The 21,977-nt window shown below is 35.1% G+C and carries 20 protein-coding genes and 1 pseudogene; 6 read left to right on the forward strand and 15 right to left on the reverse strand.

Annotated features, from left to right (window positions below; translation table 11 throughout):
* Window positions 1-54: 54 nt before the first annotated feature.
* The 8 genes from pseI to G5W_RS0113900 all read right to left on the reverse strand — a co-directional run bounded on the left by pseI (window position 55) and on the right by G5W_RS0113900 (window position 8,166).
* Window positions 55-1,104 carry a pseudaminic acid synthase gene (gene pseI, locus G5W_RS0113865; RefSeq protein WP_010097561.1) on the reverse strand — a complete coding sequence of 350 codons (1,050 nt, stop codon included), beginning with the start codon at window positions 1,102-1,104 and terminating at the stop codon, window positions 55-57.
* Between the two features lie 2 nt (window positions 1,105-1,106).
* Entirely contained in the window at window positions 1,107-1,652 is a 546-nt protein-coding gene (gene pseH / locus G5W_RS0113870; protein WP_010097563.1) for a UDP-4-amino-4,6-dideoxy-N-acetyl-beta-L-altrosamine N-acetyltransferase, read from the reverse strand.
* A complete protein-coding gene (pseG, locus tag G5W_RS0113875; RefSeq protein WP_010097565.1) occupies window positions 1,645-2,727 on the reverse strand; it encodes a UDP-2,4-diacetamido-2,4,6-trideoxy-beta-L-altropyranose hydrolase in 1,083 nt (360 codons plus the stop codon). Before pseG ends, pseH begins: the two co-directional genes overlap by 8 nt.
* Window positions 2,728-3,447, reverse strand: coding sequence for a cytidylyltransferase domain-containing protein (locus tag G5W_RS0113880; RefSeq protein WP_010097567.1), 720 nt, complete (start codon window positions 3,445-3,447; stop codon window positions 2,728-2,730).
* A gap of 1 nt (window position 3,448) precedes the next feature.
* Window positions 3,449-4,648 carry a UDP-4-amino-4,6-dideoxy-N-acetyl-beta-L-altrosamine transaminase gene (pseC, locus tag G5W_RS0113885; RefSeq protein WP_010097569.1) on the reverse strand — a complete coding sequence of 400 codons (1,200 nt, stop codon included), beginning with the start codon at window positions 4,646-4,648 and terminating at the stop codon, window positions 3,449-3,451.
* A gap of 16 nt (window positions 4,649-4,664) precedes the next feature.
* Entirely contained in the window at window positions 4,665-5,612 is a 948-nt protein-coding gene (locus tag G5W_RS0113890) for a dTDP-glucose 4,6-dehydratase (RefSeq protein ID WP_010097571.1), read from the reverse strand.
* A 187-nt stretch (window positions 5,613-5,799) separates the two neighbouring features.
* Window positions 5,800-7,041 (reverse strand): hypothetical protein, encoded by a 1,242-nt coding sequence (locus tag G5W_RS0113895; RefSeq protein ID WP_157998053.1) that lies wholly within the window; start codon window positions 7,039-7,041, stop codon window positions 5,800-5,802.
* A 459-nt stretch (window positions 7,042-7,500) separates the two neighbouring features.
* Window positions 7,501-8,166 (reverse strand): LbetaH domain-containing protein, encoded by a 666-nt coding sequence (locus tag G5W_RS0113900; protein ID WP_010097574.1) that lies wholly within the window; start codon window positions 8,164-8,166, stop codon window positions 7,501-7,503.
* Window positions 8,167-8,617: 451 nt separating this feature from the next.
* Here G5W_RS0113900 and G5W_RS0113905 point away from each other — a divergent pair, with 451 nt between their 5' ends.
* From G5W_RS0113905 to G5W_RS0113930, 6 genes are read left to right on the forward strand one after another with little or no spacing between them, the layout of a single operon-like run.
* The gene (locus G5W_RS0113905) at window positions 8,618-9,262 is read left to right on the forward strand and encodes an acetyltransferase (protein ID WP_010097576.1); all 645 of its coding nucleotides are present in this window, start codon (window positions 8,618-8,620) and stop codon (window positions 9,260-9,262) included.
* Complete coding sequence (gene neuB, locus G5W_RS0113910) at window positions 9,259-10,254, forward strand: N-acetylneuraminate synthase (RefSeq protein WP_010097578.1); 996 nt, start codon at window positions 9,259-9,261, stop codon at window positions 10,252-10,254. Before G5W_RS0113905 ends, neuB begins: the two co-directional genes overlap by 4 nt.
* On the forward strand, window positions 10,251-11,423 hold the full coding sequence (gene neuC / locus G5W_RS0113915; protein WP_010097579.1) for a UDP-N-acetylglucosamine 2-epimerase: 1,173 nt from the start codon (window positions 10,251-10,253) through the stop codon (window positions 11,421-11,423). Before neuB ends, neuC begins: the two co-directional genes overlap by 4 nt.
* The gene (locus G5W_RS0113920; RefSeq protein WP_010097581.1) at window positions 11,420-12,394 is read left to right on the forward strand and encodes a Gfo/Idh/MocA family protein; all 975 of its coding nucleotides are present in this window, start codon (window positions 11,420-11,422) and stop codon (window positions 12,392-12,394) included. The genes neuC and G5W_RS0113920 overlap by 4 nt, the downstream gene beginning before the upstream one ends.
* A gap of 1 nt (window position 12,395) precedes the next feature.
* Window positions 12,396-13,346: a Gfo/Idh/MocA family protein gene (locus G5W_RS0113925; protein ID WP_010097584.1), complete on the forward strand. Its 951-nt coding sequence runs from the start codon at window positions 12,396-12,398 to the stop codon at window positions 13,344-13,346.
* Window positions 13,346-14,107, forward strand: a complete 762-nt coding sequence (locus G5W_RS0113930; protein ID WP_010097586.1) for an acylneuraminate cytidylyltransferase family protein — start codon at window positions 13,346-13,348, stop codon at window positions 14,105-14,107. The genes G5W_RS0113925 and G5W_RS0113930 overlap by 1 nt, the downstream gene beginning before the upstream one ends.
* A gap of 151 nt (window positions 14,108-14,258) precedes the next feature.
* Here the strand turns inward: G5W_RS0113930 and G5W_RS0113935 are convergent, their stop codons facing one another.
* From G5W_RS0113935 to G5W_RS0113970, 7 genes and pseudogenes are all read right to left on the reverse strand, one after another.
* Window positions 14,259-15,317, reverse strand: a complete 1,059-nt coding sequence (locus G5W_RS0113935; RefSeq protein ID WP_010097589.1) for a nucleotidyltransferase family protein — start codon at window positions 15,315-15,317, stop codon at window positions 14,259-14,261.
* A gap of 13 nt (window positions 15,318-15,330) precedes the next feature.
* Window positions 15,331-16,493: pseudogene (locus G5W_RS22330) on the reverse strand (LegC family aminotransferase).
* Between the two features lie 18 nt (window positions 16,494-16,511).
* A complete protein-coding gene (locus tag G5W_RS0113945; RefSeq protein ID WP_010097596.1) occupies window positions 16,512-17,492 on the reverse strand; it encodes an NAD-dependent 4,6-dehydratase LegB in 981 nt (326 codons plus the stop codon).
* Window positions 17,493-17,632: 140 nt separating this feature from the next.
* A complete protein-coding gene (locus G5W_RS0113950) occupies window positions 17,633-18,826 on the reverse strand; it encodes a spore coat polysaccharide biosynthesis protein SpsB (RefSeq protein ID WP_010097597.1) in 1,194 nt (397 codons plus the stop codon).
* A 443-nt stretch (window positions 18,827-19,269) separates the two neighbouring features.
* Window positions 19,270-20,265, reverse strand: coding sequence for an SDR family NAD(P)-dependent oxidoreductase (locus G5W_RS0113960; RefSeq protein WP_010097599.1), 996 nt, complete (start codon window positions 20,263-20,265; stop codon window positions 19,270-19,272).
* 163 nt (window positions 20,266-20,428) lie between these two features.
* Window positions 20,429-21,658 carry a surface carbohydrate biosynthesis protein gene (locus G5W_RS0113965; protein ID WP_010097600.1) on the reverse strand — a complete coding sequence of 410 codons (1,230 nt, stop codon included), beginning with the start codon at window positions 21,656-21,658 and terminating at the stop codon, window positions 20,429-20,431.
* 15 nt (window positions 21,659-21,673) lie between these two features.
* Complete coding sequence (locus G5W_RS0113970; protein ID WP_010097601.1) at window positions 21,674-21,976, reverse strand: hypothetical protein; 303 nt, start codon at window positions 21,974-21,976, stop codon at window positions 21,674-21,676.
* Window position 21,977 lies beyond the last annotated feature (1 nt).

A 21,977-nucleotide genomic window follows, 5' to 3' on the forward strand; every position in this document is an offset into this window, starting at 1 on the left:
AAATAGAGACTAGGGCATTCACTCTAACTAACATGTAGGAATGTCTTAGTCCTTTTACAATAAAGCCCATGTCACAGGAGTTCCTCTTTTGATATCCTGCTTAATCTGTTTTCCTAGTAGTACATCATAATACCGTGGCGGTAAACCGTATCCAGGTCGAATTGCCTTCAAATTTTTCTCTGTAAAAACTTCCCCCTCTTTCATATCCTCCACTACATATAAAGATCTACGAAAACTCAATGAATCTTTCTCGCTACTAGTTGGTCCATACGTAACATCTCCAAGCGACTCCCAAGCGCTTTTCGTTTCTTTCACTAGAGAGCTAAGTTCATTAGGTTCCATCGAAAAGATGGCGTCGACACCCCCTTCCGCCCTAGAGATTGTTAGATGCTTTTCAATTACAACCGCTCCTAAAGCAACACTTGCTACGGCAACTCCAGTCCCCATTGTATGATCAGACAAACCTATTTGACATTGGAATAATTCCTCCATATGTGGGATGGTTCTAATATTTGTATGAACAGGCGAAGCTGGATAGGTGCTCGTACATTTTAGTAGGATTATATCCTTGCAGCCAGCATTTCTAGCAACCATCACTGCCTCTTCAATTTCTCCAACAGAACACATTCCTGTAGAAATAATCATTGGTTTTTTTGTTTGCGCAACTCTTCTAATTAATGGTAAATCTGTACATTCAAATGAAGCGATTTTATAGCAGGGGACATCGAGGGTTTCTAGAAAGTCTACTGCAGAACTGTCAAATGGAGAACTAAATGCTAAAATTCCTAATGCTTTACAACGTTTAAAAATAGGCTCATGCCATTCCCAGGGCGTATGTGCCTCTTGGTATAGTTCATACAACCTTTTTTTATTCCATATACTAGAATTATTATTTATCGTAAATTCTTCATTATCTAGATTAAGTGTCATCGTATCAGCAGTATAGGTTTGGATTTTTATCGCATGAGCACCAGCTTTAGCTGCTTCTTCTACAATTTCCAGAGCTTTATCTAGAGACTGATTATGATTTCCTGACATTTCTGCTACAATAAACGGCGGATAGTCTTTACCGATTAAATGATTTCCAACCTTAATTGCATTCATGGTTATCCCTCCCAATTCTTCGTTAATTGGTGCTTCCAATCCTCCCATTTCGACTGAAATAACGCTAATTGCCAAACATCGATGTAACTCTCTCCTCTTCTGACATGATCTACTAATCTACCTTCTATATCGAATCCCATTTTTTCATGATACCGACAGCTTGCTGTATTGTTGACTAGTACGTGAGAACATATTTTATGCATCTTCATCTCGTGAAATGCTTTTTCTATCGCATATACACCCATCACTATACCAGTGCCTTTGGGAGTTTTTTCTTCCCCAATATATAATCCCCATTCACATCGGCGGTGATCAAAATTGATATGACGAAAGTTCACGATTCCTACAGGTTTCTCTTTAAAAGTAAAGATATATACTTTATAATCCGACCTCTCCTTCATATTTTGAAACCAATTATAATGTTCCTCCCAACTTATCTCCTCATTCGAATACATAACCTCCCTTATCTTTTCTGAATTCCTCCATTGAAGTATCAGACTTAAATCATCTTCCTTCATACTTCTAAGAGCATAATCCTTCCTATTCATCTTGCACTTCCCCTGTCAAAAGTTTTATTACACGATTTTCATTTGTGATAAAAAAGTTATCCTTTATCTTAATACACGCTTTTACCATCTTATTAATAAGGATTGGGTTGTCTAATAATTGTTGTAGTGCTAGAAAGATTTGCTTGATTGTTACATCTTCACTCTTCCCGAGATGATGAATAGCACCCTCCATTGATAAATAGTTTAATATATCTGATTGGTTGTTTGCTGTTTCAATTGTGATAGAAGGAAGGCACATGGCTATTCTTTCCCATGCTGTCATACCTCCTGCTCCGATAGTTAAGTCTGCTTTCTTCATCAAAGGAGCTAGGGAAGGAACTTGCTGAAAAATTACGATGTTATTCATGTTACGGGTATGCTTTACAATATATTCTCTGTCAGGGTTAAATTTGCCGATTACAACATCGTATTGAATATCCTTTCTGTCCAGTAATGTAAGGGCTTGGATGACTTTTTTTGTTTCTCCTGTTGGATCACTACCACCGAAAGAAACTAATACTCTCTGGATTTCTCCCATTTCCTGTATTGCCTCGATAGAGTTGTAATCCTTTTCCAATAGCAAATACGATGGACCCAGTAATTGAATGGTTGAAGAAGATACAAGACCATCATAACGACTATCCATATTTACAAGTAAATTCTGATCTAATAAAATCTGACAATCATGAGCTCGATTGGCTAGATCATCAATCACTAGAATATTTTTAGTGAGTGATTTCATCCACTTTTCCCATTGATAATCCAGCCCGTAGTGATCAACTACGAGCCAATCAATGGTAGCCAAGCTTTTCATCGCAGCAAAAGATTCCTGTGCATCTATTTCCCAAAATATCCTATACCAATCCAATTCGTTAAGATTAGACTCTAGCTTCGGCAAGATAATGATAGTATCTGTACACTTTTTTATGTCTTCCAACAAATTTCCATCTAAATTACGACTAATAAAGGATACCTTTACATTTCTTTCTAACAATTCTTTTGCAAGTGTTAAACAACGCCTTACATGACCTGTTCCTATTTGAAGAGAAGCATCTACTCGAAATACAACATGCATTTAGTAAACATCCTTTTGTTTAATATGATGGTTCAACAACATCCAACTAGGATTTTCTTCTAAAAGTTTGATAACATCTTCCATCGAAAAGGCTGGCTTAATAGGATAAAGCTTCTTAATTATTTGTTGGATCAAATTGAAATCTTCCAACGTATCAATTGTCCATCGATGATTACTATGATCGATATTATTCTTAATTGATAATGTAGGATAATGATTACGTATATATGGGGTTACATGTTCCCTTTCAAATGATAGTCTGGCATTAAGATGAGCTTCTTCCAAAGATTCCATAGTAAAAATCTCTGTATCCATGCCTCGGGGATACGTTCGATGGATGGTGTTTGATGCATACGTTACACTACCAGCTAAAAAACTACTTATGACTAATTCAATGACTTTTGGGTCTATAATGGGGCAATCTCCTGTCAAACGAACTATCGCATCAGCTGAAAACTTTTTTGCTGCCTCATAATATCTTCCTAACACATCCTCTTCTTCACCTCGATAGAATAGAATGTTATTTGTATTACACCAGGTAATAATGGGATCATCTTGTGTTTTTGTACTTGTCGCTATTACAATTTCGTCGATCAGATTTGCCTGTTTTACTCTCTCTACTTGATAGGCTAATATGGGTTTCTCCAATATAGGTTTTAATACTTTACCTGGTAATCTTGAGGATCCCATTCGAGCTTGGATAATCGTTACAATTCGCATATCACACCTCATAGTAACCTAACACTTTTTGAACAGCTGAAATCACATCATCAACATCCCTTTGACTCATACTCGGAAAAAGCGGCAGCGTAATAATCGTTTCATAAAGCTTCTCAGCATTTGGACAGAGTCCTTTTTGATAACCCAACTTTCGGTAATAAGGGTGATAATAAACTGGAATATAGTGTACATTTACGCCAATATTCTCTTCCGTTAAAGCAAGGTAAATCGTACCCCGATCTACTCTTAACTTTGTTAGGTCCAGTCGTAATACATATAAATGCCAGCTAGATTCCCTGTCTCCTAAGTTCATAGGAACACGAACAGATTTGATGGATTGAAATGCCTTCGTATATTCATTTGCAATTGTTTTACGTTTTAAAAGAAAAGCATCCAACCTATTTAATTGGCTTAATCCTAGCGCAGCTTGTATATCAGTCATTCGATAGTTATATCCAAGTGTTTGCATCTCATAATACCAAGGGCCATGTGAAAGACTTAGTAGTCGTGGGTCACGGGTAATTCCATGGTTTCGAAAAAGAATGAGTTTATCGTAATAAGCTTTGTTATTGGTTGTTATCACTCCACCTTCTCCTGTTGTAATATGTTTAACGGGATGAAAGCTAAACATCGTCATATCAGAAATAGCTCCTATTTTTTCCCCTTTATATGTGGAACCTAAAGCATGTGCCGCGTCATCAATAACAATTAAATCATGTTCTTTTGCAAGTTTCATAATTTCATTGTAATCAGCTGGGCCTCCGGTATAATCCACCGTAATAATCGCCTTTGTTTTAGCATTTATATGGTTTGCTACTTGTTCTGGAGAGATTAAATATGTTTGGGGATCAATGTCTACAAATACCGGTTTACCTCCACAATACAATACGCTATTTGAAGTGGCTGCAAAGGTCATTGGTGTGGTTATAACCTCATCTCCTGTTTCTATACCCGCCGCGAAACAAGCAGCATGTAAAGCGGCAGTTCCACTGGAAAATGCTACTGAATACTTTGCTCCAACATATTCTGAGACTGATTTTTCAAATCGATTGATAGTTGAACCCGTTGTGATATAGTTACTTTTTAGTACATCTATGACAGCCTCTATGTCATCATTATTTATCCACTGTTTTCCATATGGTAAATAGGTATCCCTAACCGGTTTACCACCATGTATTGCAAGACTATCATTTTTTTTCATTATCGATTCCTTTCCGTTATCTATGATTATTAGATTTTATCCATTCCTCTGTCTTTTTAATTCCCTCCTCCAAGCTGTACTTTGGTTCCCATCCCAATAGTTTTTGTGCTTTACTGTATTTACACAACAATTTACTTATTTCGCTCTGCGGATGAATATGTTTAATATGTTTTATACAACCATTTTCCCCAGCAACAAGCTTCGCTAAATCATTAATGCTAATGTCCTTTCCAAGTCCCGCGTTTATGATTTCTCCATTTGTTTTATCGGAATACCCCGACTCCACAATAAATCGTGCGCAATCTTCTACATAGAGCAAATCGCGTGTTTGAGTTCCATCACCATATATTTGAAGTGGTTTATTTGCTAGCTTATTTTTTATAAAGATGGCAACTACTCCTCCTTCTCCACCAGTTTTTTGATAAGGTCCGTAGGTATTGAATGGACGGATGATAGTTACCGGAAGGTCATAGGCGTAATAGTATGACATCACCATATTCTCTGCAGCCAATTTCGATCCAGCATATGGTGAGACAGGTTTTACCGGACTATTTTCATCTATACCCTCCTCGTTACAAGCTTGTTCATACACCATACATGTGCTCATAAAAACGAGTTTCACATGATGTTTTTTGCATTGTTCCAGAATATTAAAGGCACCAATAACATCATTTTGAAAAGTAACCGTTGGACGTTCAATACTATCTTGAACATTGATACTTGCAGCAAGGTGAAAACAAATATCATATTTATTGGAAGTAAATATTTCATTCAATAAACGAGTATCCTTTATATCTCCTATGACTAATTTTTTAAAGTTACGATGATTTCCGAAATCAGCTAAATTCTCTTTTCTTCCGTTTGAAAAATCATCTAGAACCCAGACCTCATGTCCATCATCCAAAAGACTTTTAACCACCCACCTTCCAATAAAGCCTGCTCCACCTGTTAATAGAGCTTTCACCCCACTCACCCTTTCATTAAACTTCTGAAGATATTTTATTACGCTTCATAAAAAAATGTTCATGGTGCATTATTTAATCCAATCAATATGTCTATAAAACAATCTGGAAAAACAACATCCTTCACCAATAACCTAAAAAATCCTCACCAGAATATGGTGAAGATTCTTTATCAACATTAATGTCAAATTAGCTAATTAATCGGTTAATCAAATTTCTTAAACGTTTCCCAGAGCTTGCTGTAACAGGGTATGCATAAGGAAGAAACGCATCTCTTTTCTTTTTAGCATAACTTTCCCAACTGGGATTGTTAAAATAGTTTATTATCAATTCACCTAGTTTGCGGGGATCATCTTGAACCATTTCATCCAGTCCATTAAAATAATCGGCAAAATACGGACTTCTAACCATAGATCGGCTAATAGGAAAACTATTGCTTCGATTTTGCAATTCTATTTCTGCTATAGATTCCATTTTCAAAATAAAGACAGGTTTATTGACCAGCATCGCTTCAAGACCCACCGTGGATGGATAAGCAACAACTGCATCAACATTTGGAAGAATGTCGTAAAGGTCACAATCCTTAGTAGAACGGACAAATGGAAATTCCTTTAAAAGTGTATTTGTCTCTCTTCCTGGGTAGTCTCTAATTAGAATATTTAGACTGTATTTATCTGAAATTGTTTTGATTAAAAGTTTCCATTCCTCCATATCATAGGTTTCCCTGACAACAACTACTAAGGTTTTCTTGCTAGCATCTAATCCCAATTTTTTGTTAAATGCAGTTCGTGACATAGGGATTCTCGTAAGTAACTGATCAAATTTTGGATGACCAATTATTTCTAGTGAGTCTTCAGGCACTCCTATTTTTGTATACCAGTCTTTTTCAAAATTCCCATACACGGCATCAACTGTTGCAATCTTCGGTAAATAACCAATTCCAATGAGCCCATGCTGCATACAAATAGTCGGAATTCCCTTTTCTGCAGCAGCCAAAGCTAGTATTCTATTTAAGAAATGGGGATTCGATATCACAATACAAGAAACAGATTGCTTATCAAGAAAGTTTTTAACCTTATCAATCCAATTGATTACTTGGGAAATTTGTACTAACAATGTCCGCTGAAAATGTCTATCTCCGTACAAAGGGTGTTTACTATAAGACTTTAAGATGGTGCGTGCTGTATTTTGAACCTGTGCTACCGCTTTATCCGTGTTAGTTGAATAATTAGGGAGGTAGAGGACGGGAATGTTAGTAACACCAATCTTTTCGATAACATCCGGTACCCGACTTTTCCCCGTGTTCTTACTAATTGTCTTCTTTTTATTGGATTTCCTTCTTACAGCAACTGTATTAGATATGAATTTCACTTTCGGTTTCTTTGTGCTTTTCAATCTGTTATCTTTAGTTTTGCTTTGAAATGGGCTCAATATAACCGTCCTGGATGCGTCAAAATAATTATGAAAAGTTTCCCCTGGAAATCGAAGGCCCCCGTCTACATGTACTACCACTTTCCCTTGTTTATTTTTAACTAATGATTTTTTTTGGTGTGTCTTAATATACTGATTAAATTCCTCTTGAATTTCTTTTTTATCTTTCACTTGGTACTTTAAATGTCGGCTCAATTCTTTATCAAATAATATATTTTTCCAACAGTTATTAGATGTAAAAACAAACTTTGGGTAGATACAAAAAAAGGGGATGGAGAAACCCTTATACGTTAACCCCTTAAAGTCCCTAAGAAAATTAAGGTATAGAGACCAATAGTTTTTTTCAAAAGTTTTCATTACCCTCACCTAACCTTTGTAGGTCTAAAATTAAATACACTTGTATCCATCATTCGTGCAATTCATTGCTTGTATCTCGTGTACTCATATGGTAATTCGTTTCTAGTTAATTTTTTTCCAAAAATTCATGATAAGCTTATCCATATATTCTTTGCTTTTTTGTTTTATGATTAAGTTTGGTGATTGACCAAAAACAATACAGTTACTAGGAATACGTTCATCTTTTATGGTAGTACCTGTTGAGATAACAACATTATCACCGATAGTTGTATCTCCAAGTACAGTAACATTTGAATATAAGATTACATGTTCACCGATTATAGGATACTTCCCTTTGTTCCCCCCAACCGTACACCCTTGATAAAAGAAAAATCCCTTACTATATTTAGCTCTACCCAATACGCTTGCTACAGGGTGTTCAACGCCCCAATACTCTGGTAATTCTATCTCATAATACCAATCGACAGAGTGTAAAATTTTATTTAAATAATAAATTTTAGTTGCCAGTTGAGAATTATCTCCTGAACGATGAATCGTGTTAGCTAAGAAATACAAAAAAATAGAGAATTGCCCTGAATGATAGGGTGTGAAGAAAGGACTACCATTTTCATCTTGATAATACTTATTATTCGTAACACGAAAGCATTTTTCTACTCTTTCTAATGTTTGATCAAAATATGGTTGTATATTTTCATATTTCCCAAATATATTAGAGAGTTGACGATTGATATAATGGACCAGCTCTTCTTGACATAATTCCATCTTCATTTCAACACCCCCATATTTTGTAACTATAATCTCCAATATTTATTACCTTGTATAGAACTATATATATTCAAAAAGGAATGCGAAATTAACGACTGCTGCCCTCATTCCGTAATTAACATGATAAATAGTCTCCAAACATGAATAATTCCAACTAGCTTGACCTTAATCCTTCACACACGAAATTTCTTGCATTGTGAATCTTTCCCTTGCATATATATGGAGTAAGATATATCGATGAGTGAAAATACAAGGCAACCTATGCTTGCATAAGCACTCTCCTCAGGAGTAGATGCTTATTTACGTAGTTGCCGTTTTTGGATTTCCGGTAGAATTCAAATGAGGTATCCCCTGGACAATTTGACAAAGTCTTGGAATCGATTAGAAAGAATCATGTTAGAAAATGACAAATTATAGATCGCTGGAATAGCCCTAGAAGAAGGTTGGAATAAAGATGACTAAGAAAATACTTTTGATTGGGAGTGGAGGGCATTGTAAGTCCGTATTAGACGCGCTTATCACTACCAAGGAATATTCAGAGATTGCATTAATTGATAAGAAAGAAAATATCGGAAAAAAAGTTCTGTCTGTTCCAATCGTCGGTACGGATGAAGAGCTACCCAAGTTCTATCAAAGTGGTTTTCATTATGCATTTATAACGATTGGTGGTATGGGTTATCAGAAGCTACGTGTTAAACTATTTCATGCGCTGATAGATATTGGATTTGAGGTTCCAAATATTTTTGACAAAACTGCCATAATAAGTAATCAAGCTAAGTTAGAGAGGGGCGTTTTTGTAGGGAAAAACGCGGTAGTAAATGCTGGTTCTGTTATAAATAAAGGAGCTATTATTAATACTTCTAGCATAATAGAACATGACTGTATTATTGGAGACTTTTCCCATATCGCTCCAGGGTCGATCCTTTGTGGTGAAGTACAGGTTGGAAATAATACGCATATTGGGGCAGGAAGTGCTATTAAGCAACAAACAAAAATTGGCTCCAACACAATAATAGGGATGGGGAGCACTGTACTTACTGATATTAGTGATAATATCATAGCATTTGGTACTCCATGTAAGGAGGTTAATTCAAGATGAGTGTTTACATCATTGCTGAAGCCGGTGTTAACCATAATGGTAGTCTAGAAATAGCTAAAAAAATGGTAGACAGTGCAAAAGATTGCGGTGCAGATTGTATTAAGTTTCAAACTTTTATCTCGAAGAATCTAGTTTCTAAAAATGCAAGAAAAGCAGAATACCAGCAGCAACAAACAGAGGATATTGAAACACAATTAGATATGCTAAAAAAATTGGAACTATCCTTTGATGAATTTATTGAGCTTAGTAACTACTGTAAGTCTAAAGGTATTGAATTTCTCTCAACAGGTTTTGATCTGGATAGTATTGACTTTTTGAACCGCATTGAAATGAATAAATGGAAAATTCCTTCTGGCGATATAACAAACCTTCCATACTTAATCAAAATTGCTAAATTAAATAAACCGGTCATCCTTTCTACAGGGATGAGTACATTAGAAGAAGTACGTGATGCAGTAAATGTTATAAAAAAACATGGTACCTATCAACTAACATTACTACACTGTACAACTGAATACCCTACACCTTTTGAAGATGTAAATTTAATGGCAATGTGCACGATGAAAGAAGAGTTTAAATTACCAGTGGGGTACTCAGATCATACGAGGGGTATTGAGGTTCCTATTGCAGCTGTAGCCTTAGGGGCAACTATAATTGAGAAACATTTTACATTAGATAGGGAGTTGGAGGGGCCTGATCACATGGCTAGCTTAGAACCTCATGAGTTAAAAGCAATGGTTACTTCCATAAGAAATTTAGAGAAAGCCATCGGTAACGGTGACAAAATACCTGTTAGCTCGGAAAAGAAAAATATGCAGGCTGCAAGAAAAAGTATCGTAGCACACAATAGAATAAATAAAGGGGAAACCTTCACAGAAGAGAATTTAACGGTCAAGAGACCAGGTAATGGTATAAGTCCAATGAAATGGTTTGAAGTGATTGGTAAAAAGGCTATTAGAGACTTTGAAGAAGATGAGTTGATAGAAATATGAAGAAAATTAGTATACTAACAGCTACTAGAGCAGAATATGGTTTACTAAAACCGATCATGAAGAGATTAACGAATGTACCCGAATTTGATGTCCGTATAGTCGTTACTGGAGCACACTTATCACCAGAATTTGGTCTAACCTATCACGAAATAGAGCATGACGGATTTTCTATCGATAATAGAATTGAAATGCTTCTAAGTGCTGATACATCGGCAGCCATCTCAAAATCAATGGGAGTTGCATTGATTAGTTTTGCTGATTACTTTGAAAGGTTAAAACCAGATATTCTCATAGTTTTGGGGGATCGTTATGAAACCTTAGCTGTTTGTATTGCAGCGATGAATCAGAAAATTCCTATTGCTCATTTATATGGAGGAGAAACTACAGAGGGTGCAGTGGATGAATCCATTCGTCATGCGATAACTAAAATGAGCTACATACATTTCACAAGTACAGAATCCTATAGAAGACGTGTTATCCAACTTGGAGAACAACCAGATAGGGTATTCTGTGTGGGAGCAACGGGAATAGAAAATATTCTCAATGAAGATATAATGAGTAAACGTGATTTAGAATCCTCCATTAATTTCAAATTAGATAAACCTCATGCAATAGTTACTTTCCATCCCGTAACATTAGAAAATAATCATTCCGCCGAACAATTCCAAGCCATTCTAGATGTATGTAAAAGATATCAGGATATGTACTTCATATTTACAAAAGCAAACGCAGATGCGAATGGACGAATCATAAACAAAATGATTGATTCTTATATTGAAGAAAATAATCATGCTATTGCGTTTACTTCTTTAGGAATAAAACGATATTTAAGTGCATTGAAGTATAGTGTTATGGTTATTGGAAACTCATCAAGTGGTCTAATTGAAGCACCTAGTTTTGGTATCCCAACAATTAATATTGGGGACCGACAAAAGGGGAGACTTAAAGCAAGTAGCATAATAGACTGTAAACCAACTATTGATGATATCCAAAGGGCCTTTGATCTAGCTCTATCTAAGAAGTTTAGGAGTCTATCAAAAACGACTGTTAATCCATATGGGGATGGAAACACTTCAGATAAAGTAACGTCAACATTGAAGAAATTTCTTCTGGATGAAAAAATTTCACTGAAGAAGAAATTCTATGATTGTGAGGTCAAGTTAACATGAAAGTAATTGTAATTGGATTAGGTTCCATGGGTACAAGAAGGATACGATTAATACAAAAGTATGATTCCTCTATTCAGATAGTTGGAATTGATACCAATATAGAGCGTAGGGTATCTTGTTCCAAGGAATACAATATAAAGACTTTCAGTAACCTTTCTGATATAAGTACCGCTGAGGCGAGTTGCGCTTTTATCTGCACTTCACCATTATCACATCATAAAATTATTTCACAATGTCTATTAGCAGGCATGCATGTCTTCACAGAATTAAATCTGGTATCGGATGGTTATGAAGAGAATATTGCTCTAGCCAAACAAAAAAACTTAGTTTTATTTTTGTCATCTACATTCCTGTATAGAGATGAAATTAAACAAATAAAGTCTTCTGTTGCAGATACAAATTGTTCCTTAAATTATATATACCATGTTGGTCAATATTTGCCTGATTGGCATCCTTGGGAAAACTATCAAGACTTTTTTATTAGTGACAAACGCACAAATGGTTGTCGTGAAATTTTTGCAATTGAACTGCCATGGATAATAGATATATTTGGAGATATAGTCAGCATGAACGTCGTAAAGAATAAAATTAGTGAGTTAGACATCGATTACCAAGATAACTATTTAGCTATATTCCAGCACAGTAAAGGACATAAAGGTACACTAGTAGTTGATGTTGTATCTAGAAAAGCAGTCCGAAACCTAGAAGTGTATGGAGAACAATTATATCTTACATGGGACGGATCACCATCAGGGCTAAAAATTTATGACTATGATCAAAAGGTAGATAAAGCTATCGATTTATATAAAGAAATAGACCAATTGGATAATTATAGTCATTTTGTTGTCGAAAATGCATATTTAAATGAAATAGTTTCGTTTTTTGGATCAGTCAAGGATGGAAAACCTTTAACGTATAGTTTCATGAAAGATTTAGAAATATTAAAAGTAATAGATGAGATTGAGAGCTAAAATGAAAAAAACATACAAAATAGGTTTTGTCGGACTTGGCTCAATAGGAACTAGACACTTAAAGAACACTGTTAGCATATTACAAGAAAGAGAGTATTCTTATAAAATAGACCTAATGAGAAGCAGTAAAGGTAAGAAAATTGCTCCAGAATTAAAAAAGCATATTCATAGCGTATTTTTCTCATATGAGGATATGCCATTCGACTATGATATTATTTTCGTTACAAATCCAACACACTTACATCTAGAAGCCATTCAAAAATTAGCCTCTAAAACAAACCATATGTTTATTGAGAAACCTCTGTTTCATCAAACAAATATATCAATTCATGAGTTACCATTAAAAAAAGATATGGTTTACTATGTTGCTTGTCCACTACGATATTCTAATGTAATCCAATATTTAAAACAAAATTGTGATTTTCAAAAAGTCTATTGTGCAAGGGTAATCTGTTCTAGTTACCTTCCAGATTGGCGTCCTAATGTTGATTACAGAACAACATATAGCGCACATAAGGATCAAGGTGGAGGAGTCTCCATTGATTTAATTCATGAGTGGGATTATTTACATTATTTATTAGGGCGGCCAGAACAAGTATTTAATATTAGAGGTAAGTATTCTAATTTAGAAATTGACAGTGATGATTTATCCCTTTACCTAGCAAAATATAAAAATTTAGCAGTAGAAGTACATCTTGATTATTTCGGACGTAAACAGATAAGAGAGATTCAACTTTTCACAGCCGAGGATACAATAGTTGGGGACTTTATTAAAAGTGAAATTAGGTATTTAAAGAGTGGTAAGATAGTTTCTTTTAAAGATTCGAGGGATGACTTCCAGCACAAGGAAATAGCATTTTTCTTTGATATTTTAGAAGATAAGGAGAAAAATCACAACGATATATCGGTTGCCATGGACACCCTTAAAATAGCAAAGGAAGGAACCTTATAATGAATGTACTGTTTACCATTTGCGGTCGAGCGGGATCTAAGGGAATTAAAAATAAAAACCTGAAAAAATTTCTCGATTATCCATTACCATATTATACGCTTTCCGCGATCGACTTATTTACTAATAATAACGTACAAATAAATAGTGACATTGTGTTAAACACCGATAGTAAAGATCTAATAAAACTAATTCAGGACCCTTTAAAACTTAACCTCAATGTGATTGAAAGAGAATCCAGCTTAGGCTTGGACAACACACCAAAAAAATCCGTAATTTTAAACTGTTTAAAGGTAATGGAAGAACAGAAATCAATTGACTATGATATAGTTGTTGATATGGACATAACTGCTCCTTTAAGGACGGCACATGATGTGGACCAGCTTATTAAACAAAAAACAAATTCAGATGCAGATGTAGTTTTTTCTGTTACTTCTTCAAGAAGAAATCCATACTTTAATATGGTGTATCAAACAGAAAACGGGTATAAACGTGTTATAGAATCCTCATTTAATGCTAGACAGGAGGCTCCAGAAATTTTTGATATGAATGCCTCCTTGTATGCTTATTCTCCTGCATTTCTTAAAAGTGAAAAGGGTTTATTTGACGGAAAATGTGATGTCATCAAAATGAAGGATACCGCTGTTTTAGACCTGGATCATCCTGACGATTTCGAATTCATGGAAGTTATAGCAGATCATTTATTTAATAAGTATCCTGCATTCGGGGAAATAAGAAATAATATTAAAAACTTGTTTCGCTAAACATTAAAAATGGTGAGTAGGAATAGTCGGGACTTCCCATCTCACCATTAAACTGAGCTAAACTTCAATCGAAGCACCCCCTTCTATGTGAAAGGTATTATCTTCCGTTAAGAGGCGCCAATCAAGTTACGGATTGAAATATCCATAGATATCATTCATTACTAACTCCTAATCTCTCAATCATATTTTCCATTTCTTTAAACTGTCCCATATCTAACCAAGAATTTTCACGAACTGGGTATACCCCTACCTTTTCACCTTTATCAATATAATGTTGTATTAGTTCCGTCATGTGATAAAACGTATTAGCTGGTATATCATGTAAACATTCCGGTTCCAAAATATACATTCCTGTGTTTACTAAATAATCATACTCTGGTTTCTCCATCATACCTTTAACGATACTGTTTTTATCAATTTCAATAACACCATACGGAATGGTATAGTGCTTAAGTGAGCTTATTAAGGTTATCTTGTTATTATTTGCTTTATGGTACTTCAACATCCCTGAATAATTGCCCTCAATTAATATATCGCAATTACTTACAAAGAAAGTTTCCTTAATAATACCCTTAAGCAAGTATAAGCTTCCTGCAGTACCTAAAGGGGTTTTTTCTTCTACAAAATTCACCTGATATGGCTTTTCCTTCTCGTCAAAATATGCCTTAATCATGTTCTTTTTGTAATTAACTGTCATATAATAATTATTGCAGCCATACTCATTAAACTTATTAATAATTCTCTCCACAATGGGTGTATCTCCAATTGGTATTAATGGTTTTGGCAGAATTTTAGTGTAGGGTTCTAATCGTGTGCCTTTTCCACCAGCCATTATTACGACAGGGTTCTCTAATTTCTTATAATAATTTAATTTGCGATTAAAATTTTCATTCCAAAAGATTATATCCACTACATTATTGTTTTCATTTAGAACTGGTATTGCTTCAATCATATTGGTATTCAATATCTCTTTGGCCTTTTTGACATCCTTTTCATAAACAGATATTGGTGATCGATTCATAGCCAATTCAACACGCTCATTTAAATCACCATTATTTAATATCCATCTCCTAATATCCCCATCAGTAATAATCCCTTGTAATTTTTCATCCTCCATAACTAATAGGATTCTTTTAGCAGTTTTATCAAGTTTCGCCAGCGAATCTTTAATTGTCAGCTCCTTGCTAATAAATAATTCACTTAAACTCATGAAATCTCCCCGATCATTTAGATTTTAGATTCTCTATAACATCTACAACCTCTAAAACTTCATTAACGTTCAAGTTGGAACTACATGGGATGTTCAATATTATCTGCGCAAGTTTTGTGGCATTTTCTATTGCATAGGTTTGATTCTTCTCATAGGGTCTTTGTTCATGAATCAATCCCCATACCGGCCGGGTTTGAATACCTTTTTCAGCTAATCTCAATAATAATTCATCTCTATCCATACCATATTTCCGCTTATCAATGAGTAACGAATAGAACCAATAATTTGGTCTTGTGTCATGATTAAAATCTAAAAGAGATAGACCATCTATCCTTTCTATTTTTTTCTGGTACATTTCATAGTTATCTTTTTAGTCTGAATAAAATGTTCCAGCTGCTCTAATTGAGCAACTCCCATGGCAGCTTGAAGATTGGTCATCCTGTAGTTATAACCTATATCTTGATGAACATAATAAAGTGGATCGTCCTTTGCCTGTGTTGAAAGATATTTAGCTCTATCTGCCAAACTTTTATCCTTGGCAATTAACATACCGCCCCCACCAGTAGTAATGATTTTATTTCCGTTGAAAGAGTAAACTCCAAAATCACCAATTGTTCCAGCAAAACTTCCTTTATATTTCCCCTTAGTATAATAAGTACCTAGTGCCTCGGTGGCATCTTCTATAACAATTAATTTATATTTATCTGCAATTTCCATTATTTTTACCATATTAGCCATATTACCGAAGACATGAACGACAATTATTGCCTTTATTATCTTCTTTGTCTTCTTATTAACTAATCCGTCATCTGTTACATAACAGTTTTCTTGGCAAAAGGATTCTAATTTTTCAACATCGATAGTCAAAGAGTCATCACAATCCATAAATACAGGTTCGGCTCCAAGGTACTTTACCGGGTTCACGGCAGCAATAAACGTTAATGTGGGTACGATAACCTCATTGGAGCTAGTCACTCCAGAAAGAATTAAAGATAGATGAAGACCAGCAGTACCACTTTGAACTGCTACTGACTGTTCGACTTTTAGGTAATCTCCAATATGGCCTTCGAACTTTTTTATAAAATCTCCACCGGTGGATACCCACCCTTCTTTCAATGCTTGCGTAACATACTTTAATTCATTACCTTTTAAATTAGGCACAGATAGAGGTATCATCTTTTATTTCTCCCTAAATTAAATATTATAAATACCCGTTTTGTATTGTTCTGAATTATTCTTAAACCACTCAATCGTCTCTTGTAGTCCCATCTCCAACGTATACTTTGGTTTCCAACCTGTTAGCTTTCGGATTTTTTCATTAGAACCTAAAAGCCTGTTTACTTCACTCTTTTCCGGTCGCATTCTTTCCTCTTCACAAATAATCTTAGCACTCGGATTAATTTGTCTTATTAATTCATTGGCAAGATCGCCAATTGAAATTTCTTGTTGTGTAGCAATATTTATTTCCTCGCCTATGGTATTATTTTCTTTAGCAATTTCAATAAAGCCGCGTACTGTGTCTTTCACATAATTAAAATCTCTAGTAGGTGTTAATGATCCTAATTTTATTTCCTTCTTACCTGCTAATAGTTGCGTTATAATAGTTGGGATGACGGCTCTTGCAGATTGTCTTGGACCATAGGTATTAAAAGGTCTTACGATAGAAAGTGGGATATCAAAACTTTTGTAAAAGGATTCCGCAATTCGATCTGCACCAATTTTAGTTGCAGAGTATGGGGACTGTCCCTGATATGGATGCATCTCGTCAATTGGTACATATTTTGCAGTACCATATACCTCAGATGTGGAGGTTATCAATACTCGGTTTGTATTTAGATGACGTGAAGCTTGTAAAACGTTTAACGTCCCTTTAATATTTGTGTCAACATAAGAGTCTGGAGAATGGTAGCTAAAAGGTATTGCGATGAGTGCAGCCAGATGATATACTTCATCCACGTCGTTCATTGCTTTTTGTACACCATTAGGATCCCGAATGTCGCCTGCAAATACTTCAATTTCACGAAGGATTTCTGCCGGTAAGCTATCTAACCATCCCCAAGTGTTAAAAGAATTATAGTACACAAATGCCTTTACATTTTTTCCCTCTCTAACTAACTCTTCTGTAAGATGTGAACCTATGAATCCATCAGCACCTGTTATTAATACCCTTGTCATGAATTTTGCACCCCTTAAAGTAAAATATGCTATAAGTTATCCTATGCAATAAGACTTTTTTTGCATAGGTTTCTATTGCGATTGAAGATTACTGTATGAGTAAACTTCACTTTCTTTTGCGGTTTAAGAGGCTTACCTTATTAATTTATTAATCTATTAATTGTTTGTATTAATCTTTCCCCTGAAGAGCTAAAATCCGGATAAGCTTTGGAAAGGAAATTATTTATTTGAATCCCGGCACTTTTATCCACCTTAATGGTATTAAAGTATTCAATTACGATTTCCGCCAATCTTTGTGGGTCACTTTGAGTCATCTTGCCCAAGCCATCATAATATCCAGAGTACCCGGGAAATTTGTCTGTTAAGATGAATACTGGCTTTTTATGAAGCATCGCTTCCAGCCCGACTGTGGAAGAGTAAGCCACAACGCAATCAACGTTCGGTATAATATCATATAGATTCCGCATGGACGAAAAGTGAATTGAAGGAAAATCTCTTATTAAATCATGATTATATTCTCTTGGATGATCCTTTATTAGTATGTTTACATCCAGTTTTTCGGTAATACGTTTCAAGAAGATTCTCCAATCGTCAATGTTTTGCTTTCCTCTAAGGACTACCATTATTGTTTTCTTGTTATTATTTATTCCTTCTTGTTTATTAAATTTTGTTCGAGTCATTTTAGGTCTTGTAAAAGCCTGGTCAAATCTTGGATGTCCGATGATTTCAATCGATTGTTCATGTGCACCCGCAGTCATATACCAATCCTTCTCAAATTTCCCATATACCGCATCAATTGTTGCTATTTTAGGTAAATAACCAAACTCACTAGAGATGATACCATGCTGCATACAAATAGTCGGTATCCCCTTCTCAGCAGCAGCTATGGCGAGAATACGATTTAGAGCATGCGGATGTGATATCACAATACAGGAAACGGGAACCGTTTCTAAAAAGTTTTTGACCTTTGCGATACGATCTATTATTTGGGATATTTGTAGTAATAATTTTCTTTGGAAATGTGGATCCTTGTATAAGGGATGATGTTTAAACGATTCTAATATTTCTCTCGCTTTTTTTTGAACCTGGGCAATTACTTTTCCTGTGTTAATGTAATAGCTAGAAAGATAACCAATAGGTATATTATTAATTCCTTTCGTAACTACTTTCTGTCGAAAAGTATCTTTATTTTGATGGATATTCGATCCAGTATTAACCTTTTTCTTCTTTTTTTTAGATTGGACATTACCTTCCATTATTATCATCGTACTTGTTGGTTTAAAATAGTCGATAAACGTTTTCTCTGGGAATCTAAGTAGACTATCAACATGCAATACCACTTTTCCTTGTTTGTTTTTAACTAACGGTTTAGTATGCTCGTGAATAAAATTATTAAATACTGCTTGAACCTCTTTTTCTCTTTTATATTAATTTTTATATGTTGGGACAACTGTTTATCGAATACTATTTCATTTAAGCCATTGTTGGTATCATGAACAAGACTATGATACGTGCAGAAATAGGGAATTGAAAAACTACTATACTTCAATCCCTTAAAATCATGAATAAAACTTAAGTATAAGGACCAATAATTCTTTTCTATAGTACTCATAGAATTCTCCTAACTAGCTGATATTTTCTTCGTTGTTCTGCCTTCATGGGAGAGCCCGATATGGATATACAGTTAATGGTTTATCACTTACAGAAATAAATGAGCCAGAATCTGGCCAAATTCAAGCTCACTGATTTATTATCTATCCAATTCCAAACTTAACCCCTACAGTAGTTGTTCACTTAGTAGAAGTGATCGAAGTTCTTCTTTCGTTAGCGGGGTCTGCAAATGGGTACCGTAATCAACAGGCTCAGCTTTTTTAGCATTAGGATAGGCATTCACGTCCCTACTCGGAATAATAAACATATCAGCTGTTTCCCAGGCCAAGCTTGCCTCTTCTTCCGTCATCAATTCTTCATATACTTTTTCTCCAATTCTTTTTCCAATTTCGTGTATATCAATTGTATTTTTATCCAACTTCTCCCTTTTACATACTTCTTCCAGTACTACATCAGCTAGTACCCCTATTTTAATAACTGGCATTTTTAAGACGAAGGTTTCCCCGCCTATCGCTTTCTTCATTGCTTGAATGGTTAAGTTAGTTGCTTGTTCTAGCGTCATCATAAATCTAGTCATGGATGGATCGGTAATCGTTATTCTTTTCTCATGAACTATGCTATTTTTGAACAGTGGTATTACGGAACCTCTAGAACCCATAACATTTCCAAAACGAACGCAGGCAAAGACGGTTTTTATGAATTCATTATGATTCGCTTGGGTGATTAATCGCTCAGCCACAAGTTTACTTGCCCCATAAGCGTTGGTCGGAGAAATAGCTTTGTCGGAGCTAGTAAATATCACTTTCTCCACCTTATGATTTATTGCAGCTTGGATGACATGATGGGTCCCTAGTATATTGGTTTTTACTGCTTCTAAAGGATTAGATTCACTAAAATCAACATGTTTCATAGCTGCTAAATGAAATACATAGTCTACGTTGCGCATCGCGCTGTTTACTGCATCATACTCTCGAACATCACCAATAATATAATGCAATCCATCATATTCCTTTAGTTTCTGCTGTAAGAGCTGTTGTTTATATTCATCTCGACTGAAAATACTAATCCTCTTTGGCATTTCAGGGAGAATAGTTTGAATAATGCTCTTCCCAATTGTACCTGTGCCACCAATTATCAAAATATGTTTACCTCTAAAATACATATCGATTCCTCTTTCCCTATAGTCATTATGTCAGGAGGAGCTTTACTTCTATATGTATATTAGCAACAAGATATTTCGTTATAGACCACAGCCTACATAATCCACCTAATTTTGAAGGTTGTATAAAAAATAAAAAACACTCTACTTTTATCGTAGAATGTTTTTATAGTGCTTTTATTTTAAATAGGTTTTGACCTATTGGTACAATCTCTAATTCATTCAGACTACCTTCAATACCGTCTAGGAGAGAAAAGAAATCTTCAATCTCTTGCTTCGTCAATGAAAAGCGCCTTTTTCTCATTGATTTAGTTAAGACTCCGCGATCAATAACAAACCTACCAGAAATGTCTCTCGTTGGAATCGCTATATCGTCAAATGCCTCAATAATCGAATGATAGGCGTACTTGTCTTTTTGCCAATAACAATATAAATCCAACACCTCGGGTTTAGGCATTGTATAGGCCTGGTTATTTATTTGCTCTATTGCCTTACAGACCTCGTTAATTGTACTAGCCCTGATGCCCAATTGATTGGGAATCTCTAGTTTAGTTTCCTTAGTTGGAATGTACGAAATAACCGGTTTATCAAGATAATAACCTTCAATGGCAGATGTACATCCATTGTGGATGATAACCTTGGCAGCCATTAACCATTTTACAATATTTCCTTCATGAATTACTCTAACATTTTTTTCATTCGAGAAGATTTTATGATAAGATCGTATATCCTCACCGGGATGTGGACGAAGAATAAACGTTTCATTTGGAAATCGTTCGGAGAGTTCTTTGATTAAATCAATAAAATAATAATATAGTTGTTTAATATACTTATAATAGGGGGTATCCATCTTTCCTCTAGCGTTATTGTATTGTGTAAATCTCGTATTAATTAATATAAAATCCCCATACTTATTTCGTAGTAATTGTGCTTCCTTATTATAAATCTGTTTATATTTTGGTGTTAACAAATCAAATCGTGGATTCCCGACAATAACGCACTTTTTAGCTAAGTCTGGATATGCCTTCGATATTACTTCGTACTGATTGGGTCCCCAGCAAAATTCCTTCGTGACTAACTGTAGCATATTTTTGAGCATTCTATCCTGTAGATACATGGTATCCTTTATCAATAACCCTTCCTCGTCAAGTTCCACTATTCGGTGTCCGTTCTGACTCGCCCTTGTTAAAACCCGTTTTCTAAAACCATGTGGGTAACCTTTTGAGTAAAAGATCCCTTTAGGCAATTTATCGGCAGCATTTTCCACCATATAGTGGTCCCCAATGATCACTATATACCCCTCTCTAGCCGCATAGTAAGCTACTAGCAGCTTCGCATCTCTCTCTCTAACTTTCACTTCAATCGGTATATATAGCCAGCCTTTATACTCCCCCAACTCACCCTCAACCCTTCACTCAGATTTATTTAATTTATCCTTTAACATCTGAATAATCTCCTCAAATGCATTTTTATTGTCCTGTTTCAATTGTTCAAAATCGGGAGAATCATTTTGAATGTCAGAGGTTATTGTCTGTGGTTGGTTATCACCTTTTATAAATAAATACAATAACAGTAAGTTAATTGTCTGGTTATCTAAAAATATGAAACTAGCATTATTCTCCATCTTCGGTTCCGCCTTTAATAGTTGCTGTACCTGCTCTTGTAGGTATTGATCTACTAACTTTTTGATGGTTATTTCATTTTGGTTTTCCATA

Source organism: Ornithinibacillus scapharcae TW25 (assembly GCF_000190475.1).
GTDB classification, from domain to species: domain Bacteria; phylum Bacillota; class Bacilli; order Bacillales; family Amphibacillaceae; genus Ornithinibacillus; species Ornithinibacillus scapharcae.

Coding starts and splice junctions, on each gene's coding strand:
- pseC (WP_010097569.1), bottom strand. CDS start 4,648: ATGAAAAAAAATGATAGTCTTGCAATACATGGTGGTAAACCGGTTAGG.
- pseH (WP_010097563.1), bottom strand. CDS start 1,652: ATGAATAGGAAGGATTATGCTCTTAGAAGTATGAAGGAAGATGATTTA.
- G5W_RS0113935 (WP_010097589.1), bottom strand. CDS start 15,317: ATGAGTTTAAGTGAATTATTTATTAGCAAGGAGCTGACAATTAAAGAT.
- G5W_RS0113925 (WP_010097584.1), top strand. CDS start 12,396: ATGAAAAAAACATACAAAATAGGTTTTGTCGGACTTGGCTCAATAGGA.
- G5W_RS0113960 (WP_010097599.1), bottom strand. CDS start 20,265: ATGTATTTTAGAGGTAAACATATTTTGATAATTGGTGGCACAGGTACA.
- neuC (WP_010097579.1), top strand. CDS start 10,251: ATGAAGAAAATTAGTATACTAACAGCTACTAGAGCAGAATATGGTTTA.
- G5W_RS0113905 (WP_010097576.1), top strand. CDS start 8,618: ATGACTAAGAAAATACTTTTGATTGGGAGTGGAGGGCATTGTAAGTCC.
- G5W_RS0113945 (WP_010097596.1), bottom strand. CDS start 17,492: ATGACAAGGGTATTAATAACAGGTGCTGATGGATTCATAGGTTCACAT.
- pseG (WP_010097565.1), bottom strand. CDS start 2,727: ATGCATGTTGTATTTCGAGTAGATGCTTCTCTTCAAATAGGAACAGGT.
- neuB (WP_010097578.1), top strand. CDS start 9,259: ATGAGTGTTTACATCATTGCTGAAGCCGGTGTTAACCATAATGGTAGT.
- G5W_RS0113970 (WP_010097601.1), bottom strand. CDS start 21,976: ATGGAAAACCAAAATGAAATAACCATCAAAAAGTTAGTAGATCAATAC.
- G5W_RS0113900 (WP_010097574.1), bottom strand. CDS start 8,166: ATGAAGATGGAATTATGTCAAGAAGAGCTGGTCCATTATATCAATCGT.
- G5W_RS0113930 (WP_010097586.1), top strand. CDS start 13,346: ATGAATGTACTGTTTACCATTTGCGGTCGAGCGGGATCTAAGGGAATT.
- G5W_RS0113880 (WP_010097567.1), bottom strand. CDS start 3,447: ATGCGAATTGTAACGATTATCCAAGCTCGAATGGGATCCTCAAGATTA.
- pseI (WP_010097561.1), bottom strand. CDS start 1,104: ATGAATGCAATTAAGGTTGGAAATCATTTAATCGGTAAAGACTATCCG.
- G5W_RS0113920 (WP_010097581.1), top strand. CDS start 11,420: ATGAAAGTAATTGTAATTGGATTAGGTTCCATGGGTACAAGAAGGATA.